The sequence below is a fragment of the Pantoea sp. B_9 genome, assembly GCF_008632015.1.
GTDB lineage: Bacteria > Pseudomonadota > Gammaproteobacteria > Enterobacterales > Enterobacteriaceae > Pantoea > Pantoea dispersa.
In genome coordinates this window covers 26,725-46,494 of the sequence record NZ_VWVL01000009.1, presented here as the reverse complement: position 1 = coordinate 46,494, position 19,770 = coordinate 26,725, and the positions used below count along the sequence as shown (strand labels likewise).

Here is a 19,770-nt window from a genome sequence, read left to right as displayed (position 1 = left end):
CGCGCCGGAAAATTAGTGTTTGCCTTTGGCGAAAATCACGCGCGCCACGATGTTCAGCAGCAGCACGCACAGCGTAATTATCAGCACACCCGCCCACGCCAGGCTCTGCCATTCGGCAAACGGGCTCATGGCGAATTTGAAGATGGTCACTGGCAGGTTGGCCAGCGGCTGCATCATGTCGGTGCTCCAGAACTGGTTCGACAGCGCGGTGAACAGCAGCGGTGCGGTTTCACCGGCAATGCGCGCAATCGCCAGCAGCACACCGGTAATGATGCCGGAGACCGAGGCTTTCAGCGTAATAGCCGAGATCATCTTCCACTTTGGCGTGCCCAGCGCATAAGCCGCTTCACGCATGCTGTCCGGCACCAGCCGCAGCATGTTCTCGGTGGTACGAATCACGATGGGCACCTGCAGCAGCGCCAGCGCTATCACACCGGCCCAGCCGGAGAAGTGCTGCATCTGCGCCACCACGATGGTGTACACGAACAGGCCGACCACAATTGACGGTGCGGACAGCAGGATGTCGTTAATGAAGCGAATCACTTCCGCCAGCCAGTGCTTGCGGCCATATTCTGCCAGGTAGATACCCGCCAGAATGCCCAGCGGCGTGCCAAAGAAGGTGGACCAGAAAATCAGCAGGCCGCTGCCCGCCAGGGCGTTCGCCAGACCACCGCCCGCGGTGTTGGGCGGCGGCGTGGATTCGGTAAACAGCGTCCAGCTCAGGCCATCGATCCCTTTCGTGACGGTGGTGAACAAAATCCAGATCAGCCAGAACAGGCCGAACGCCATGGTCAGCAGCGAGAGCGTCAGGGCAATTTTGTTTTTGGTGCTGCGCCACGCCTGCATTTTACGGCGCGAGGCTTCCAGCTCGGCGCGCGCCTGCATTTCAATTGCTGTCATGAACGGGCTCCTTCACTCTTCGCCAGACGCAGGATCATCAGTTTGGAGATCGCCAGAACGATAAAGGTAATCACGAACAGAATCAGGCCAAGCTCCATCAGCGCCGCCACGTGTACGCCGGATTCGGCTTCGGCGAACTCGTTCGCCAGCGCTGAGGTGATACTGTTGCCGGGCATAAACAGCGACGCGCTGTCCAGCTGGTAGGTATTACCGATGATAAAGGTGACCGCCATGGTTTCGCCCAGCGCGCGGCCGAGACCCAGCATCACGCCGCCGATCACGCCGTTTTTGGTGAACGGCAGCACGATGCGCCAGATCACTTCCCAGGTGGTGCAGCCGATGCCGTAGGCAGACTCTTTCATCATCACCGGCGTCTGTTCGAACACATCGCGCATCACCGAGGCGATGTAAGGGATAATCATGATGGCGAGGATCACGCCCGCCGCCAGAATACCGATGCCGAAGGCCGGACCGGAGAACAGCGCGCCGACGATCGGGATATTTGCCAGCACGTCGCCAACCGGCGTCTGGAAATACTCCGCGAACAGCGGAGCAAAGATAAACAGGCCCCACATGCCGTACACGATGCTAGGAATGGCCGCCAGCAGCTCAATCGCGGTACCCAGCGGACGGCGCAGCCAGTTTGGCGCCAGTTCGGTCAGAAACAGGGCGATACCGAAACTCACCGGCACCGCGATAATTAAGGCAATCAGTGAGGTTACGAGGGTGCCGTAAATCGGCACCAGCGCACCAAATTCTTCGTTTGGCGCATCCCAGGTTTTGCTCCACAGAAAGGAGAAGCCAAATTTCTGGATGCTCGGCCAGGAGGAGAAAATCAGGGAGACGATAATGCCACCCAGCAGCAGTAACACGATCAGCGCGGAGAGCTTCACCAGCGCGCCGAATATCATGTCGCCTTGCTTGCCCGGTGCTTTAAACGTCGGCTTAGTGGCAGCCATAGAATTCTCGATCTCAGAGGGTAATCAGGGCGGCAACAAGGCCGCCCATCAGGCTGGCCAGCGCGGACGCTGGCCGGGTCATACACTTACTGGTACAGCGCTTTACCGGAACTGTCTTTGATGTTGGCTTTCCAGGCAGCACGAATCTGATTCGCTACGCTCTCTGGCAGCGCTGCGTAATCCAGCGCCGTGGCAGTTTTGCTGCCGCCTTTGTACGCCCAGTCAAAGAACTTCAGCACTTCACTGCCCTTCTCCGCATTCGCCTGCTCTTTATAGATCAGGATGAAGGTGGTTGAGGTGATCGGCCATGCATCGTTGCCTTTCTGGAAGGTCAGATCCTGGGCAAAGGTTTTGCTCCAGTCAGCGCCTTTGGCGGCGTTAGCAAAGCTGGCTTCGCTCGGAGCCACTGGTTTGCCGTCGGCATCAACCAGTTTGGTGTAAGTCAGGTTGTTCTGTTTGGCGTAGGCATACTCTACGTAGCCAATCGAGCCCGGCAGACGCTGTACAAACGCGGCCACGCCGTCGTTACCTTTACCGCCCAGGCCGGTTGGCCAGTTGACGGTGTTGCCTTTACCGATTTTGCTGTTCCAGGTCTCGTTCACTTTAGACAGGTAGCTGGTGAAGACGAAAGAGGTGCCGGAACCATCCGCGCGGCGCACCACGTTGATGTTGGTGTCTGGCAGCTTCACGCCCGGGTTCAGTTTGGTGATCGCCGGATCGTTCCACTTTTTGATGGTACCGAGATAGATGTCGCCGACCGTTTTACCGTCGAGCGTCAGCTCACCGGATTTAACGCCGGGAATGTTCACCGCCAGCACCACGCCACCGATCACCGTCGGGAACTGGAACAGGCCATTTTTCTGCAGATCTTCCTCTTTCATCGGCGCATCGGACGCACCGAAATCCACGGTTTTGGCGATAATTTGCTTCACGCCACCCGAGGAACCAATACCCTGATAGTTGATTTTGCTACCGGTGGCTTGCTGATACTCTGCTGCCCACTTGGCATAAACCGGTGCCGGGAACGTCCCGCCTGCGCCTGTCAGGTCGGTGGCTGCAAAAGCAGAAACCGCGCTTACTGCGAAGGTGGCGGCGAGAATTCGGGCTACGGTGCTACGCATCAGTGTCATGTTCCCTCCAGGGGATTAAAAATCAGGCTTGACGCCGTTTTAGTAAGAGTCAGTGATTGCTGCTGGAGGCAAAATAGGACAGTTTGATGACAGTGAAATGTACGAATTGTGACAGTAATATGACAATCGCCGGCGCGGCGATTGTCATCACTATAAAGGAAGCGGGTTACTGAATGGTGGCCTGCAGCAGGTAAACCTTGTCAAAGGTGCCGGCTTCGGGCGTCCCGATAGTTTGCAGTTTTGAGGCGAATACCAGCGGGCGGCCCGGTGCTGTAAAATCCAGCTGTAATCCGTCCGGCTGTTGTCCGTCCAGCGTTATTTGACTGACAATATTCTGGCCGAGATCCAGCTCGTTGGGCGCCGTAAAGGTCAGGGTGGCATCCTCGCTGCAGGTGACGTTAATGTTGACGCGCGCTTCGTTACCGTTGACGTCGTAAACGTCCATCGAACCATGGCTTAAATAATAGGGGCCGCCGAGATCGCAGCTGCCGGGGTCCGGTTCAGGATCGGGGCCGGGACCGGGACCGGCAGTTCCACATTCATTACCAAATTCCGGACGTGTCCAATAATCATGAGTAACTTCACTAATGCTAAAACAAATTTTATCAATAGGATCACTAGAATACGTGGCTATATTCGAATATCCAAGCCCCCATGATTTAATTGCCAATGCAGCTATTTCATTTACCGTGCCTTCTCTTTCGTTAATAGCTTTACTATCTACTCGAATAATATCACCATGTTTATACACTACCACCACCACAATATAAAAATAACCATGGGTGGCTTCAATATATGTATCATCGCTGCCGATAATCCCAGTAGGGGTGATATTAAAGCTACAGTACCCACTTCCTGGTTTATTATTGTTATTATTATCTGGGAAGCTATCGTAAGGACAGTACTCGCGAGGAGTAACAACAATGGGTATTTTAACACCTGCTTCCGTTCTTAACGGAAATAAAAAAATCAGAAAAAACAAACAACAAAAATTTATTTTCATTATGACTACCTAAAATCTAATGATACAGGATGGCAAAGGTGCCGGACGCCGTAAATAGCCCCCTGACGATATTTTTATTTTCGACAGCATCAGGTTCTGCGGCGATATAGCTGACAAAATCCAGCTGAGTCGTCCCCGCCTGCACGGCAAAGCTGGCCGGCTGGTTAAACGGCAGCGCCTGGCCCTGCGGCGTTTCCAGCCCGATGGCGATGCCACGCGCCTGGCTGCCGGCATCCGGCGTCAGCAGTCCGGGCAGCGCCGCGCTCTCGTTACCGCTGAAGGTGATCTCCAGTGTATTGCCAAGCGCGGGATCGCAGTTCTCGAGATGCAGGCTAAACGGCTTACCGCGCGTGCGCTGATTGAGATACAGGTATTTATCCGGCATTGCGCCGAGATCGATCTGTAGCTCTTCATCACCCGGCCGGATGGTGCAGGCTTCCTGCACCAGCGCGCCGGTGAAATGCAGGTTATCCGCCGCCTGCGCCGCTGCGTGCCCGACCAGCAGCCACAGCAGCGCCACGTTGATTAAAGGATTCATTACTGATACTCCGCCAGCAGGGTGGCGCTGGCTTCAAACGCCCCTTCCTGCAGGATGCCGTTAGGATCTTTCACCGGCACCGCCCACAGTGCTGGCGGGCGCAGCGGATCAAGGGGAATGCGCGTGTTGAGCGGCAGCGGCTTATCATCAGCGGTCAGCCGCAGGCCCAAATCGGCCACGTTAGTTTGCAGCGCAGCATTATCAAAAGCCGTGGCCACGCCGTTCACCGCCAGCTGCAGCTGCATGGGTGGCGCGTCAGGATCGAGCGGCGGACACTCCAGCTGGTACTCCACCTGTTTGCGGTAGTTGACGCCGTCGATTTTGTTGACGCCCAGCTTATCGCCAAAATCAATTTCCAGCGTATTGCCGCCGCTGATGGTGCACTGCGGCGGCGGCACCAACACACCGTAAAAGCTCACCTCCTCTGCGCGCGCAGAGCAGGCGAGCAGCGCCAGCAACATTAAAAGCGTCAGCGCTTGCATATCAGATGAATTCCACTTTTAGCGTGGCGTTGCCGTTGAACGCGCCGGCCGTCAGCGTGCTGCCGGTTTTTTTCACCGGCACCGCCTGCAGTACCGGCAGCGTCGGATAGGTAAAGTTAAGCCAGGTATTGAGGCTCAGCTGGGTACCGGAGCCGCCGCCCTGCAGCAGTTTGATCCCCAGATTAGTATTGTTGGTGGTCAGCACTTTGGTATCCCACGATGCCGCGGTACCACTGAACTGCATGCGCATGGTATTTTTCGGGTTATTTTTACAGTCCAGGGTAAAAGTCACCGGCTTGATATAATTGACGCCGTCAACTTCGGTAGTGACCACCTGGCTACCAAAATCCACATCGATCGGTTTGCCTCCATTCACCTCACACGAAGGGGGTTCAACCAGCGTACCGTGAAACTGAGCCTGAATATCGAACGCGTAAACCGGTAATACAAACGCGTTAAACAAGATCGCCAGCAAAATCAATTTATTCATTAGTTATCCTTTAACTGTGGTTATTGTAATTCAATTACCAGCAACGCCGTTGCAGTAAAATCCCCACTGGTTAACGTCGCACTCCTTCGCTTATAGGGCGCAGCCGTAATTTTCGGTACATCAGGATAGGTGAAACTGTACCAGCTATTATTCACCGCAAGGTTGTAATCATCAGGATCATAAAAAGCAATCCCGAGATTCGCTTTTGTAGTTGCCAGCAGGCTGGGATGAAAGCTCGAGATCGTCCCGGTAACCTGAATCCTCATACTATTACTGGGTATCTCATTACAATTCATAGTAAACGGGACCGGCTGCAGATAATTAAACCCATTTATTTCATCGATATTTACCCGGCCAAATTCAACGGTAATCGGCTGATTATTATTAATGACGCAGCCCGACCCGGCCTGAACGGTTCCACTGATTCTTATTTCGGTGGAAGCCGTCTCGGCGTGGCTGAATAAAGGCCCAGTCGCGTTCAGTGCGGCCAGCATCAGGGTCAGGCCCGTTAATTTACGCTTCATAATTTCGCCTGCTGCGCTCTGCGGTGATGAACGGCATCGTTTTCTCGTCCGCGTGATTACTGCTGGCGCTTTTCCGGCACCACACGGCAGTCGCTGGCGCAGCGGAAGGTCAGCGCCGGACGGCCACCGTAGTCGTTGATGTAGGTTAACACCGGCGCGTTGCCCAGCGCGCTGGCGCTGCCGCCCAACTTAATGCTGCCCTTCGGCGGCACCATCAGCGGCGCAAAGCCCGCCACCGTTTTGCCTTCCTTGTGCGTCGTGGCATCAACCAGGGTAATGTAATACGGCGTCGGGTTGTGTGCCATGTAGCTATCGCCCTGACGGGTCAACGTCAGCTGCTCCTGCCACGGATTCTCCATCGCCTTACGGTCCGGCACGATCGCCGCCGGCCGGTAGAACAGCTTCACACGGGTTTGCAGCGCAATCTGCAGCACGTTGGGCTTTTCACTGCGCGGTGGGATTTCGCGCAGATTAAAGTAGTAAACGGTCTCACGATCCTGCGGCAGCTGTGCCGCCGCCGGCAGCGCCTGCACCTTCATCTGGCTCTTTTCACCCGGCTCGATGCGCTGCACCGGCGGCAGCAGCACCAGCGGTCCATTCAGCTTATTGCCCTGCTCATCTTCAATCCAGCCCTGCGCCAGATAGGGTAATTTCTCGTTCTGGTTACGAATGGTCAGGCTGACCGCCTTTTCATTACCGTTATAGATCACCCGGGTACGATCCAGCGCCACCGCGGCCAGCGCCTGCTGTGCGGTCGCCAGCGTGAGCAGCGTCGCCAGAACTGTTTTTACTGAGGTATGCATGGTTAACTTTGCCCCTTTAAAGAATTAAATTTTTTCGTCTTCCCGCAGGCACGGTAAAAGTAATCCGCTGTACAGGTCATCAGGCAGCGTGGCCGGCAGCGTGACGGAACACTGCACCTGGCCATTCCAGCTCACGTCCATCCGTTCCGCCGGATGGACACCGCTCAAATAGATGTTGCCCTGATCGTAAATGATGCCGGTTTCCTGCTTTTTACTGTTCATCACGCTGGCACCGAACGGCGGCACCGAGCCGTCTGCCAGGCGAATGATCGCCATCGCTTTAGCACCGGCAATTACGTTAAAGCGACGGTAGCCTATGGCGCCTTCAGTCAGGGTGGTTTGCACCACCGAACGGGTGGCTTCGGCGTTGTCATCCAGTTTGCCAAAGTCAATGCGGGCGCTGCTGCGGTAATAGCTGTTGACATCGCTGATCACCGCTTTACCAAAGCGGTTGGTGTATACCGGTGCACCAAAGCCGCGCACCGGCACGTCAGGCACGCCGCTGGTATCCACTAACAGTCGGGTTCCGCCCAGCATCATGTTGCGGTGCAGCGCGCCGCCTTCAGGGGTCAGCACCGCGCCGCCCTGGGCAGACACACTCAGGCTGCTGTACTGCCCTTCCTGATAGTTGATGCTGGCGGTGGTATCAGCGATATCGCCGTGATGCGACACGTAACCGCCCATGCTGTTACCGCGCCGGCTGTGGCCTGCGCGCAGCTGATAACTGCTGTTTTCGTTAACGCGATCGTAATAACTGACGTCGTGACTGGTGTCATCGCGCTTCACATCAGCGCTGTAGCTGATATTGCTGCTGTTGCCGAACGGGAACGACAGCGAAATATAAGCGCCATCATCGGTGACTTTATTAAATTTGTTGCGATAGGCCGCCAGCGAAACGCTGACGTTTTTCAGGCGGCCAATGTCAAAGTAGCGCGACATCGACAGGCTGAAGTTATCGCTCGCCGGACGGTTCCAGTAGCTCTGATGGGTGTAACTGAGGTAAGCGGTAACACCCAAATCACGAAACGATTTGTTCAGCGTCACGGTGTACATCTCTTTGTTGCGCCCGTTACGGCGCGCATCACGCTGCGCATTGAGATAATCGCCCATGGTCATAAAGTTGCGCTGTGAGAAGCGGTAGCCGGCAAACGTCACCTGGCTGTCATACTCTTCAAACCGCTTGGAGTAGCTCAGGCGGTAGGAGCGACCGTTCTGGGTACCAGTGTGCGGCAGCTTTGCCTGCGACTGGGTGGCGTCAAACGACAGCGCGCCGAGGAACAGCAGGTCACGCCCCAGCCCCACGGAAACCGCGCCGTAGCGCGCACTGGCGATACCGCCGCCGTACAGCGACCAGCCGTTATTGATCCCCCACGAATACTCACCGGCAGCAAAGGTTGGGCCGTTAATGTGATGGCGGAAATCCGACGGTCTGCCGGTGGCTAATTTGTAGCGCACGCGTCCCGGGCGGGTTAAGTACGGCACCGACGCCGTATTGACGGTAAATTTCTGTACCGTGCCGTCCTGCTCCTCAACGCGCACATCCAGCGTACCGTTGACCGCATCGTTAATGTCCTGGATACGGAACGGCCCGGTGGCGACGTGCGTTTCATAAATGACACGTCCCTGCTGGCTGATCACCACTTTGGCATTGGTTTTGGCAATCCCGGTTACCTCGGGCGCATAGCCACGCAGGTTCGGTGGCAGCATATTGTCGTTGGAGTTCAGGCTGACGCCGGTAAAACGGAAACTGTCAAACACGTCTGAATAGAGGTAATTTTCGCCCAGCGACAGCTGCGCACGCAGGTGCGGCAGCGCGCGATAGGCATAAAAGCGGCTCCAGTCCCAGCGGGTGTCTGACATGCCGGTAGAGTTCTGGACGTGCGACGCCTGCCAGTCGGCGCGCACGCGCCACGGCCCAACGTTAGCACCACTGGTGCCGTTACCGCTCAGGTTGTAATATTTGCTGCCGCTGGCCTGCTGACGGCTGGCCTGGGCATATAGGTTGTAATCAAACAAAACGCCGGGCACGCCCTCATCCCAGCGCGCAGGCGGATCCCAGTCTGGCGAGCTGTACTCCAGATAAGCCTGTGGCAGGTTGATGCGCAGCGCTGAGTTACCCAGATCGCCGCGCGCTTCTGCGCCTTCCAGGCTGCTGAGGGTCAGGCACTGGCCGTTATGCCACCAGCTGAGTTTCTTTTGCGCATCCGGGCGCAGCCCCCACTGTTCCACCAGCGCAGGGGTAATACAGGCTTCACTGCCGGCGGGATCATTCTCGGGAGCTAAAAAGGTGATGTCCTGTTCTGGCAGTTCACTCTGGTTGAGATACACCACCATCGGGTAAGTCCCCGGCAGAATATAACCTTTCTGCGAAAACTGCTGAATATTAATATTTTCGCGTTCCTTAATATCCAGCATGTCGGTGTTAAATTGCAGTTCGGCGCTCAGAGCACAATCCGGACGGAATAGGGCAACGCTGATTAACACGCTGAGAATGTGCGCACCAGATAAGCGGAAGCGCGGGCTATTATTCGCAACCTGATGCATTAATGATAATCCATTTTCATGCGTACTGAGCTGTAATAATCACCCGCTTCAACCAGCGTTTGATGATTATGCTGAAAGTGTACGATATAGTTCAGCGCCATACCGGAATCATCCACGGTGTGGCTGCTTAAATAGTGCTGAAGCTGATGGGATTGCGCATCATCAATGCTGAAAGCAAGGCCGCGGCTTTTGCCGCTGACATTAAACAGACCGTCACGCTTTTCACCATCAAAAGAAATGTCAAAGTTGCGCTTATTATAATTAATTAATGTATCGCTCAGAATACAGTTGGTCAGGCGCAGCGAAAATGCCTGGGTCGCATTGCGCTGATCGCGCATCACATCGGTAATTGATGTCTGTTCAAAATCAACCGTCTGATCCTGATTACCTGCATCAATGGTACAGGCGGAAACAATGATCGCGCCGCGCATTTTTACCCGACCATTATCATTATCACTTTCAGTGGCAAATACCGGAAGAGACAACAACGCTGAACTGAGGGCAAAAGTGATAAACGCTTTCATAATTTCCACCTGATAACTAATGGCGTGTGAAACTCACACGCCACACCCCAGCTAAGGGTGCTGAATTACTGGTAGGCCAGAGAGAAGTCAGCGATAGACTGGAATTCACCTGGATTGATGGTGGCAGAAGCACCGCCGCCCTGCAGGAAGGCTGCGAAGCTCAGGGTGTTGTTACCATCCTGTAAAGTCTGTGCATCCGTTGCCTGGCCCAGTGCGATTTTCTTACCAGAACCGTCGGTGATGGCGATGCTGGCGCCGGTAGCAGTACCGGTCATGCCCAGCAGGTCTTTGTCATACTGTGAGCTGGCACCGGTGAAAGTAGTGGTAACGGTTTTCAGCGTCGCGGTATCGCAGTTTTCCAGTTTGATCTGGAAAGGACGCGGGTTAGAGCTACCGGTTTTGTTCGCGGTTTCCAGCTGAGCTTTAGATACCTGACCCAGTTCTACAGTCTGATCAACGGTTTCAGGGGTGATTGAGCAAGGCGCATCAATAATAGAACCGGTGAAGGTTACGGTACCTGCACCATTACCTGCAGCCTGAGCGCCTGCTACTACACCAAATGCCATTACAGAAGCCAGCATGATTTTGTTCAGTTTCATTTTTATAAATTCCCGTTTAAGTAAAGTGAGTCATCAAGTTTTATTTAAATCGCAACAGCAATGCCGTTTGCTTCGGCGCCCATTTTCGATAAACGAGAAAGTTAAGCAATACACATCCCAGATCAAAAACAACTATTCACAAACTCAGAGAGCAAAAACAATTATTGACAAAATTAACAACTTAACTGCCTGTTTTTATAGTGTTTTTACAATTTGTGATTCACAACCCCACAGGACTGGAATGATGCAGATCAGTTATGAGGGCATTAATCGCGCTGGGTTTTTTCGGGATTAAGCGGGGATATGTAAATAATAATCAAATTAATATTATCGCATTGTTAATTGCAACAAAAAACAAACACTACTCACCATAACATAAAACACGACAGGTCTGTTTTGCAGGTAATAACTTTAGTTACCTAAGGTGCAATTCTGGCAAAAAGACCAAACCGGTTCTGACTACGTTTTTTTATAGATGTGTATCCGGGCAAATGGATTTCCCGGCACTTCAGCATTTATCACAGCTATTAACTTGTGTTAATTGCCGGGCAAAAACACTATGGAGCGGTAATTTCACCAAAAGGAATCCAGATGAAAAATTACCGCGTTGCTATCGTTGATTTCAGTGGTTATATGGCACCGGCCTTATATACCTTTACCAATAGCCACTTAAAGCACTGCAAAGTGAATATCTGGCATCATCCGGTTGAATTGATCGAGCTGATTGACTACTGCCGCAAATCGCGCAATCGACCGCATGCCGTCATCTTTTATTTTTCTGATGAAGCGAAAAACTTCGCGAAAGAGAAGAACTTCATTTTAAGCTTCTCAGCGGCATGCCCGAGCATCCGGGGCGTCGTCTTTACCTCGATTGATAGTTTTGTTGCACGTAAAATGAGTGAACGCACCTTTTATTCTGTCATCTCCAAGCGCGAGCCGCTGACCACCGTCAATGAGATGTTGCAGAGCAGTATTCAGGGACAAACCGCACTCAGTCCGCGCCTGGAGCAGCAATTAAATGCCGATCCGCATCAGGATGCGCTGGCCCGCAAGATATCCAGCCTTTCCCGCCGGGAGCATACGGTGATTCGCGAACTGTTAACCGGTATTTCACTGAGCAAGATCGCCTATAAACATGCTATCAATGTCAAAACGGCAGCCAGCTATAAATACTCAGCTTTCAGAAAGCTGGGAATTGAGGGCAATTCAACGCTGGCCAAAATGAAATTAGAATGGTTTTGAGAGGAACTGCACACAGCTCTTCCCGCTGTGTGCAGTAAAAACTGGCTGGTTACTGATGCTGCAATATGATGATGTTCTGGCAAAGCGCCCTGACGCGATGAATATCGCTATCACAAAGAAAATAGCTAAATGCGTTAGCTTCTATCGCATCTTCAACGTAGACCTTCTTCATCTCTTTTTTGTTTTCCAGCAGGTGATTAAACGCTTCGTTCTGGTGTATTAACGACTTGGCCTGCGCGATTTTTGTACTGTCTCTGATGATCTTTTCGCTGACGTACAACTCTACATCATTGATTAAAAAGCCTTCCCGGATGAACACCTGCTCTTCGGCAACCCAGCGGTGAAAAGGCTGACTGTCCCACAATAGCCCTAGCGTTCCCAGCAATAAAACCGTGACCAGACACAGCTTTAATTTATTACGCTGAGCGGACTGGCGATACTGCTCGCAGTTACTGTCGGGTATTGCCACCGTCACTTTCTGCGCATCCCCGACGCTGACGCGCTGCAGGGTTTCCTCGTGGCGCTGTTTATCCAGTAGCTCCACGCTGACACCATAGCTGAACTGGTAGCCCACCCGCGGCACCGTTACAATCAGGTTTTTATCCTGATGGAGCTGGGTAAAGCTTTTACGTAACAGGGCAATAACCTGATTCAGGCTGTTGTCCGACACAAAAAATCCGCGCTGGTGCCATGCTCCTTCAAGAAGCGTGCTTTTTTTAACCGGCTCTCCCTGGCTAACAAGCAGTAACTCAAGACAGCTGACGGCAGATGTCGGCAGCGTGATGTCATTTTCTGGCTGAGATATCGATTTCAGTATACCCGCTGCACTATCAAAAATGACGTCATCATTAATAAGATAGATATTCACAACAGCTCCTTTTTAAGCACGAGGCTTTATAAGAGACCCTCGCCTCCGCGTGGATATAAAGCTGGGCCATCCTATACGCGATAAGTTGCATGAAGGAAATAAAAACAGTTGTGAATATTCCTTATTTTTTATCAAGAAAAAATTAAACCTTTACAATCATAAGGTTATTGGAAGGGTGTTTTTATGAAAAATTATCTGTACTGCGAAGGGGAATTAAAACATGAGAACAATAAACCGGTGGTAAGCGGCCTGAAAAAGGAGTTTTAGCACAGGCGGTTAAATAATTATGCAACCGTCAGGTAATAAATCGTAAAGTCACTTCCTTTTATTGCCAGCCATAGTGCATGAAACATATTGCAAAAAAATGAACGCGGAAGATTTTTTTCTAAAAAAAAGCCTGCCGCTCATGCTGGCAGGCTGTGGTTTGTATTGACTGACGATGCGGCGCTTATTCCACCGTGACCGATTTCGCCAGGTTACGCGGCTGGTCGACGTCGGTGCCTTTGATCAGCGCCACGTGGTAGGAGAGCAACTGCAGCGGCACGGTGTAGAAGATTGGGGCAATTACCTCTTCAACGTGCGGCAGCGGGATGATTTTCATGCCTTCGCTGTCGCTGAAACCGGCATCCTGGTCGGCAAACACATACAGCAGACCGCCGCGCGCGCGCACCTCTTCGATGTTGGATTTCAGCTTCTCCAGCAGTTCGTTGTTCGGTGCCACCACAATCACCGGCATATCGGCATCAATCAGCGCCAGCGGACCGTGCTTCAGTTCGCCCGCTGCATAGGCTTCGGCGTGGATATAGGAGATCTCTTTCAGCTTCAGCGCCCCTTCCATGGCAATCGGATACTGATCGCCACGGCCGAGGAACAGCGCGTGATGCTTGTCAGAGAAGCCTTCGGCGAGATTCTCGATCACTTTATCCTGCGCCAGCATCTGTTCAATGCGGCTCGGCAACGCCTGCAGTGCATGGACAATCTCGTGCTCGGTGTCAGCGCGCATGCCGTGCAGACGGCCCAGCTTCGCCACCAGCATCAGCAGTACCGTCAGCTGGGTGGTGAACGCTTTGGTCGAGGCTACGCCGATTTCGGTACCGGCTTTGGTCATCAGCGCCAGATCTGACTCACGCACCAGTGACGAACCCGCCACGTTGCAGATGGCCAGCGAACCGAGATAGCCCAGCTCTTTGGACAGGCGCAGCGCTGCCAGCGTATCGGCGGTTTCACCGGATTGCGACAGGGTGATCAGCAGGCTGTTTTTACGCACCGCCGATTTGCGATAGCGGAATTCGGAGGCGATTTCCACGTCACACGGGATGTTGGCCAGCGACTCAAACCAGTAACGCGACACCATGCCTGAGTTGTAGGAGGTGCCACAGGCGATGATCTGGATATGTTCCACCTGGCTCAGCAGCGTTTCCGCGTTAGCGCCCAGCTCGCTGAGATCAACAATGCCGTCATGGAAGCGGCCGGCCAGCGTGTTTTTGATGGCGTTCGGCTGTTCGTAGATCTCTTTCTGCATGTAATGGCGGTAGACACCTTTATCGCCGGCATCGTACTGCGCAGTGGATTCGATCTCTGCGCGCTGTGCCTGGTTACCGTGGCGATCGATAATCGCCACTTCGCGGCGGGTAATTTCGGCAATATCCCCCTCTTCGAGGTAGATAAAGCGGCGGGTCACCGGCAGCAGCGCCAGCTGATCGGAAGCGATAAAGTTTTCGCCCACGCCGCGGCCAATCACCAGCGGGCTGCCGGAACGCGCAGCCACCAGCACTGACGGATCGCGGCTGTCCATGATCACCATACCATACGCCCCGCGCAGCTGCGGGATCACCCGCAGTACCACTTCGCGCAGCGTACCGCCCTGTTTCTGCTCCCAGTGCACCAGATGCGCCACCACTTCGGTGTCGGTTTCGGAGGCAAAGCGGTAACCGCGTGCGATCATCTGTTCACGCAGCGGTTCGTGGTTCTCAATGATGCCGTTGTGCACAATAATAATGTGCTCTGAGACGTGCGGGTGCGCATTGGCTTCCGACGGCTCACCGTGCGTCGCCCAGCGGGTGTGCGCGATGCCGGTTCCGCCAATCAGCGGCTGCTGCTCCGCCGCTTCCGCCAGATTGGCCACTTTACCCAGACGACGCAACCGCGTCATGTGGCCCTGGCGATCGACAACCGCCAGACCGGCAGAGTCATAACCGCGATACTCAAGACGACGCAGCCCTTCCAGCAGAATTTCTGCGATATCACGCTGCGCTACTGCACCAACAATTCCACACATAGTAATTTCCTGACGTCATGGCTTTCGGCCATTGCGTTGTCATCTGACCTGATTGTTCCCCGAGCCTTGTAGAGAGTGGGGGAGATCCCTTCCTAATCCAGGTTGCAGGTGCGTTAGCTGCCTGAAAACCGGAATATGTCGGGTTTTTAATACCGGGCCGATCTTTGCCGGCCCTGACATTTATTTTTTCTTAACCGGACGCTGCCAGCCAGACTTCTGATTTTGCTCTTTGCGGTTATAGACCAGATCGGCAGCGGTAACGTCTTTCATCACCGTTGTGCCGGCGGCGATGGTGGCGCCCGCCGCCACGCTGACCGGGGCCACCAGCTGGGTATCCGAGCCGACAAACACGTTGTCGCCGATAATGGTTTTAAACTTGTTGGCACCGTCGTAGTTGCAGGTGATGGTGCCGGCACCGATATTCACGCCCGCGCCAATCTCCGCATCACCGAGATACGACAGATGGCCGGCCTTCGAGCCTTTACCCAGCGTCGCTTTCTTCATCTCGACGAAGTTGCCGACGTGCGCCTGTTCAGCCAGTTCGCTGCCCGGACGCAGGCGCGCAAATGGCCCGACGGTGCAGGCGGCGGCCAGCGTGGCATCTTCAATCACCGAATAAGGACTGATTTCGCAGTCATCGGCAATCACGCTGTTTTTGATGATGCAGCCAGCGCCAATTTTTACCCGATGGCCCAGCGTGACGTTACCTTCAATGATCACGTTGGTATCAATATCGACATCACGACCGTGCTGCAGCGTACCGCGCAGATCGAAGCGCGCCGGATCGCGCAGCATGACGCCAGCCAGCAGCAGCTTTTCTGCCTGCTCGCGTTGATAAGTGCGCTCCAGGGTGGAAAGCTGCAGACGATTGTTCACGCCGTCGGTTTCGCTGATACGCGCCGGGTGCACTGCGTTGATCACGCGGCCTTCCTGATGCGCCATGGCGATGATATCGGTGATGTAGAATTCGCCCTGCGCATTGTGGTTGTTGAGCTGCGCCAGCCAGCGCTTCAGGTCGGCACCGTTGGCAATCAGGATGCCGGTGTTGATCTCCTGAATCTTCAGCTGTTCGGCTGACGCATCTTTTTGCTCCACGATGCCGGTGATGGTGCCGTTTTCACGCACGATGCGTCCGTAGCCTGTGGGATTATCCAGCACCACAGTGAGCAGCCCGATGCCGCCCGCGGGTTTGGCGTCGCGCAGACGCTGCAGGGTTTCCTGGGCGATCAGCGGGACATCGCCGTACAGCATCAGGATATCTTCGTCATCGGCGAAGAACGGTGCCGCCTGCTGCATGGCATGGCCGGTGCCGAGCTGTTCCGCCTGCAATACCCAGTTCAGCGGGTTATGCGCCAGTTTCTCCTGCAGCAATTCACCGCCGTGGCCGTAGACCAGATGCACCTGCTGTGCGCCGAGGCCGGTAGCGGCATCAATAACGTGTTGCACCATCGGTTTACCTGCCAGGCTGTGCAGCACCTTGGGCAGATCGGAATACATGCGGGTGCCTTTGCCAGCGGCGAGGATCACCACGCTCATTGCGCTTGTCGACATAACTATCCTGACTCAATTTAGCTTTCGAAAGTGTAAGGTTTACCCCTGAGATTACTACATTTTTCTCCGTGCGAAATTAGCGGAAGAGGATCAGCGGCGGTGAGTGGCCAGCACGGGTCGCCGGGGAGAGCATGAGGTAAGGGCGTTGTGCCATTTTCGGTCGCCATCAATGGCGCCCCTGCGGGTAAGTGTGCGGTTTTGGATAGCGTGCGCATTCATCCGCATCGACATTTGGTCGCCATGAATGGCGCCCCTACGGGTTAATTGTGCGGTTTTGGACAGGTGCGTATTTATGCGCACCGACATTTGGTCGCCATGAATGGCGCCCCTACGGGTAATTGTGCGGTTTTGGACAGCGTGCGTATTTATGCGCACCGACATTTGGTCGCCATGAATGACGTTCATACAGGGCACCAGCACAGCTATTCGTAGGGTGCGCATTTATGCGCACCGGCAGCAGGCAAAAAAAATGCCAGCCCGGGGGCTGGCATTTCGTGACGCATAAAGCCTGATTACATCGCTTTTTTGGTCAGCTCGATGACGCGCAGTTTCGCGATAGCTTTCGCCAGCTCCGCAGAGGCCTGAGCATAGTCCACGTCGCCGTGGCTGCTGTTCATGTGCTCTTCTGCTTTACGTTTCGCTTCCAGCGCGCGCGCTTCGTCGAGGTCTTCACCGCGAATTGCAGTGTCGGCCAGAACGGTCGTGCTGCCCGGCTGTACTTCCAGCACGCCGCCAGAGAGGTAGATATACTCCTCTTCGCCGTGCTGTTTAACGATGCGAATCATACCAGGCTTGATGGCAGTCAGCAGCGGGGCGTGGCCCGGGTAAATACCCAGCTCACCTTCGCTACCTGACACCTGGATACGCTGCACCAGACCGGAGAACATTTGCTGCTCCGCGCTGACCACGTCCAGATGATAAGTCATAGCCATACCACTCCTCCTGGGAAACCGTTATTACAGTTTCTTCGCTTTTTCGACAGCTTCTTCGATCGCGCCGACCATGTAGAACGCCTGCTCTGGCAGGTGGTCGAATTCGCCTTCCATGATGCCTTTGAAGCCACGGATGGTGTCTTTCAGCGTCACGTATTTACCCGGAGAACCGGTGAAGACTTCTGCTACGAAGAACGGCTGAGACAGGAAGCGCTGAATCTTACGCGCACGTGCCACCAGCAGTTTGTCTTCTTCAGACAGCTCGTCCATACCGAGGATGGCGATGATGTCTTTCAGCTCCTGGTAACGCTGCAGCAGCGACTGAACGCCACGCGCGACGTCGTAGTGCTCCTGACCGACGATCAGCGGATCCAGCTGACGGCTGGTAGAGTCCAGCGGGTCAACGGCCGGGTAGATACCCAGTGACGCGATCTGACGGCTCAGCGTAACGGTTGAGTCTAAGTGAGCAAAGGTGGTTGCTGGTGACGGGTCAGTCAGGTCATCCGCAGGAACGTAAACGGCCTGTACGGAGGTGATTGAACCGGTCTTGGTGGAGGTAATACGCTCCTGCAGCACACCCATCTCTTCAGCCAGCGTTGGCTGATAACCTACCGCCGATGGCATACGACCCAGCAGTGCAGAAACCTCTGTACCGGCCAGGGTGTAACGGTAGATGTTGTCGATGAACAACAGAACGTCACGGCCTTCATCACGGAATTTTTCCGCCATGGTCAGACCGGTCAGTGCCACGCGCAGACGGTTACCCGGCGGCTCGTTCATCTGGCCATACACCAGCGCTACTTTATCGATAACGTTGGAGTCCGTCATTTCGTGGTAGAAGTCGTTACCCTCACGAGTACGCTCACCCACGCCGGCAAAGACCGAATAACCTGAGTGCTCAGCCGCGATGTTACGGATCAGCTCCATCATGTTTACGGTTTTACCCACACCCGCACCACCGAACAGACCGACTTTACCGCCCTTCGCGAACGGACACATCAGGTCGATAACCTTGATGCCGGTTTCCAGCAGTTCCTGCGAGTTTGACTGATCTTCATAAGAAGGCGCTGCGCGGTGAATAGAGGAAACCTCTACAGCGCTGCCGTCTTCTTCTTTCAGGTCGCCTTTCATGTCGATTGGCTCACCCAGCACGTTCATGATACGGCCGAGTGTTGCTTTACCAACCGGAACCTGGATAGGTTTTTTCAGGTCGGTGACTTCCAGACCGCGCTTCAGGCCGTCAGAAGAACCCATGGCGATGGTACGCACCACGCCACCGCCCAGCTGCTGCTGAACTTCCAGCACCAGACGAGCATCACCATTTTTTACCTCGAGAGCGCTGTATACCTGCGGTACCGCGTCCTGAGGGAATTCGACGTCAACTACGGCGCCGATAATCTGGACAATCTTTCCAGCTGCCATCTTGAATCCTCTACCTAATACGAGAATATCCGGCCGCGCTCGCGCGACGGGATATATGCCTGGTTAAACCGCGGAGGCTCCCGAGACGATCTCGGTAAGTTCCTGAGTGATGCTGGCCTGACGAGCTTTGTTGTACACCAACTGCAGCTCTTTGATCAGGTTTCCGCCGTTATCGGTTGCCGCTTTCATGGCCACCATACGTGCAGCCTGCTCACTGGCCAGGTTTTCCACCACACCCTGATAAACCTGCGATTCGACATAACGACGCAGCAGGGTATCCAGCAGCGCTTTCGGATCGGGTTCGTACAGGTAATCCCAGGTCTTCGCCTTCATCTCTTCTTCACCTTCCGCTGGCGGTAACGGCAGCAGTTGGGTAATGGTCGGAGTCTGAGACATGGTGTTATTAAACTTATTGCTGACGATATACAGCTTGTCGATGCGGCCTTCATCATAAGCCTGCAACATCACTTTTACCGGGCCGATCAGGTCGGACAGCGCAGGCTTATCGCCCATGCCGGTAACCTGAGCCACGACGTTGCCACCTACAGAGCCGAAGAAAGAAACGCCTTTGGAACCGATAATCGCCAGATCGCTCTGCACGCCTTTATCAGACCAGCCTTTCATTTCTGCCAGCAATTTTTTGAACAGGTTAACGTTCAAACCACCACAAAGCCCGCGGTCAGTCGAAACGACCAGGTAGCCGACGCGCTTAACGTCGCGCTCATCCAGGTAAGGGTGCTTGTATTCCAGATTACCCAGAGCAAGGTGACCAATCACTTTGCGCATGGTATCTGCATACGGACGGCTGGCCGCCATGCGTTCCTGCGTTTTACGCATTTTGGAGGCGGCGACCATTTCCATCGCTTTGGTGATCTTCTGCGTGTTTTTCACGCTTCCGATCTTGGTACGTATTTCTTTTGCGCCGGCCATTAGCTTCTCCTCAAAGCCTTGCGGCCTGCCTTTTCAGACAAGCCGCCAGAC

The 19,770-nt window shown here is 54.3% G+C and carries 19 protein-coding genes; 1 reads left to right on the top strand and 18 read right to left on the bottom strand.

Translation table 11 applies throughout. The features are described 5' to 3' along the window. Positions 1 to 12: 12 nt before the first annotated feature. The 12 genes from pstA to F3I21_RS21025 form a co-directional block, all read right to left on the bottom strand. The gene (gene pstA / locus F3I21_RS21080) at positions 13 to 900 is read right to left on the bottom strand and encodes a phosphate ABC transporter permease PstA (protein ID WP_021506926.1); all 888 of its coding nucleotides are present in this window, start codon (positions 898 to 900) and stop codon (positions 13 to 15) included. Next, positions 897 to 1,859 carry a phosphate ABC transporter permease PstC gene (gene pstC, locus F3I21_RS21075; protein WP_150059680.1) on the bottom strand — a complete coding sequence of 321 codons (963 nt, stop codon included), beginning with the start codon at positions 1,857 to 1,859 and terminating at the stop codon, positions 897 to 899. The genes pstA and pstC overlap by 4 nt, the downstream gene beginning before the upstream one ends. Positions 1,860 to 1,945: 86 nt before the next feature. Further along, positions 1,946 to 2,989, bottom strand: a complete 1,044-nt coding sequence (gene pstS / locus F3I21_RS21070) for a phosphate ABC transporter substrate-binding protein PstS (protein WP_127833474.1) — start codon at positions 2,987 to 2,989, stop codon at positions 1,946 to 1,948. Positions 2,990 to 3,155: 166 nt separating this feature from the next. After that, the gene (locus F3I21_RS21065; RefSeq protein ID WP_150059679.1) at positions 3,156 to 3,992 is read right to left on the bottom strand and encodes a hypothetical protein; all 837 of its coding nucleotides are present in this window, start codon (positions 3,990 to 3,992) and stop codon (positions 3,156 to 3,158) included. 16 nt (positions 3,993 to 4,008) lie between these two features. After that, complete coding sequence (locus F3I21_RS21060; protein ID WP_058758208.1) at positions 4,009 to 4,530, bottom strand: fimbrial protein; 522 nt, start codon at positions 4,528 to 4,530, stop codon at positions 4,009 to 4,011. Beyond that, entirely contained in the window at positions 4,530 to 5,012 is a 483-nt protein-coding gene (locus F3I21_RS21055) for a fimbrial protein (RefSeq protein ID WP_150059678.1), read from the bottom strand. Before F3I21_RS21055 ends, F3I21_RS21060 begins: the two co-directional genes overlap by 1 nt. Position 5,013: 1 nt before the next feature. Next, positions 5,014 to 5,502: a fimbrial protein gene (locus tag F3I21_RS21050; protein ID WP_150059677.1), complete on the bottom strand. Its 489-nt coding sequence runs from the start codon at positions 5,500 to 5,502 to the stop codon at positions 5,014 to 5,016. A 20-nt stretch (positions 5,503 to 5,522) separates the two neighbouring features. Then, entirely contained in the window at positions 5,523 to 6,026 is a 504-nt protein-coding gene (locus F3I21_RS21045) for a fimbrial protein (RefSeq protein WP_058758209.1), read from the bottom strand. A 56-nt stretch (positions 6,027 to 6,082) separates the two neighbouring features. Then, positions 6,083 to 6,829: a fimbria/pilus periplasmic chaperone gene (locus F3I21_RS21040; protein ID WP_058758210.1), complete on the bottom strand. Its 747-nt coding sequence runs from the start codon at positions 6,827 to 6,829 to the stop codon at positions 6,083 to 6,085. A 24-nt stretch (positions 6,830 to 6,853) separates the two neighbouring features. After that, positions 6,854 to 9,373: an outer membrane usher protein gene (locus F3I21_RS21035; RefSeq protein ID WP_150059676.1), complete on the bottom strand. Its 2,520-nt coding sequence runs from the start codon at positions 9,371 to 9,373 to the stop codon at positions 6,854 to 6,856. Beyond that, complete coding sequence (locus F3I21_RS21030) at positions 9,373 to 9,897, bottom strand: fimbrial protein (RefSeq protein ID WP_058758212.1); 525 nt, start codon at positions 9,895 to 9,897, stop codon at positions 9,373 to 9,375. Before F3I21_RS21030 ends, F3I21_RS21035 begins: the two co-directional genes overlap by 1 nt. 65 nt (positions 9,898 to 9,962) lie before the next feature. Beyond that, positions 9,963 to 10,496, bottom strand: coding sequence for a fimbrial protein (locus tag F3I21_RS21025; RefSeq protein WP_058758213.1), 534 nt, complete (start codon positions 10,494 to 10,496; stop codon positions 9,963 to 9,965). A 591-nt stretch (positions 10,497 to 11,087) separates the two neighbouring features. Here F3I21_RS21025 and F3I21_RS21020 point away from each other — a divergent pair. Further along, positions 11,088 to 11,738, top strand: a complete 651-nt coding sequence (locus F3I21_RS21020; protein WP_150059675.1) for a LuxR C-terminal-related transcriptional regulator — start codon at positions 11,088 to 11,090, stop codon at positions 11,736 to 11,738. A 49-nt stretch (positions 11,739 to 11,787) separates the two neighbouring features. Here the strand turns inward: F3I21_RS21020 and F3I21_RS21015 are convergent, their stop codons facing one another. The 6 genes from F3I21_RS21015 to atpG all read right to left on the bottom strand — a co-directional run bounded on the left by F3I21_RS21015 (position 11,788) and on the right by atpG (position 19,719). Further along, complete coding sequence (locus F3I21_RS21015; RefSeq protein WP_058758215.1) at positions 11,788 to 12,606, bottom strand: winged helix-turn-helix domain-containing protein; 819 nt, start codon at positions 12,604 to 12,606, stop codon at positions 11,788 to 11,790. Positions 12,607 to 13,054: 448 nt separating this feature from the next. Then, positions 13,055 to 14,884: a glutamine--fructose-6-phosphate transaminase (isomerizing) gene (glmS, locus tag F3I21_RS21010; protein ID WP_150059674.1), complete on the bottom strand. Its 1,830-nt coding sequence runs from the start codon at positions 14,882 to 14,884 to the stop codon at positions 13,055 to 13,057. Positions 14,885 to 15,064: 180 nt separating this feature from the next. Next, positions 15,065 to 16,435, bottom strand: a complete 1,371-nt coding sequence (gene glmU / locus F3I21_RS21005) for a bifunctional UDP-N-acetylglucosamine diphosphorylase/glucosamine-1-phosphate N-acetyltransferase GlmU (protein ID WP_031279605.1) — start codon at positions 16,433 to 16,435, stop codon at positions 15,065 to 15,067. A gap of 512 nt (positions 16,436 to 16,947) precedes the next feature. Further along, the gene (locus F3I21_RS21000) at positions 16,948 to 17,367 is read right to left on the bottom strand and encodes a F0F1 ATP synthase subunit epsilon (RefSeq protein WP_021508191.1); all 420 of its coding nucleotides are present in this window, start codon (positions 17,365 to 17,367) and stop codon (positions 16,948 to 16,950) included. Positions 17,368 to 17,391: 24 nt separating this feature from the next. Beyond that, positions 17,392 to 18,789, bottom strand: coding sequence for a F0F1 ATP synthase subunit beta (gene atpD, locus F3I21_RS20995; protein ID WP_021508190.1), 1,398 nt, complete (start codon positions 18,787 to 18,789; stop codon positions 17,392 to 17,394). Positions 18,790 to 18,852: 63 nt separating this feature from the next. Further along, positions 18,853 to 19,719 carry a F0F1 ATP synthase subunit gamma gene (gene atpG / locus F3I21_RS20990; protein WP_021508189.1) on the bottom strand — a complete coding sequence of 289 codons (867 nt, stop codon included), beginning with the start codon at positions 19,717 to 19,719 and terminating at the stop codon, positions 18,853 to 18,855. Between the last annotated feature and the right edge of the window lie 51 nt (positions 19,720 to 19,770).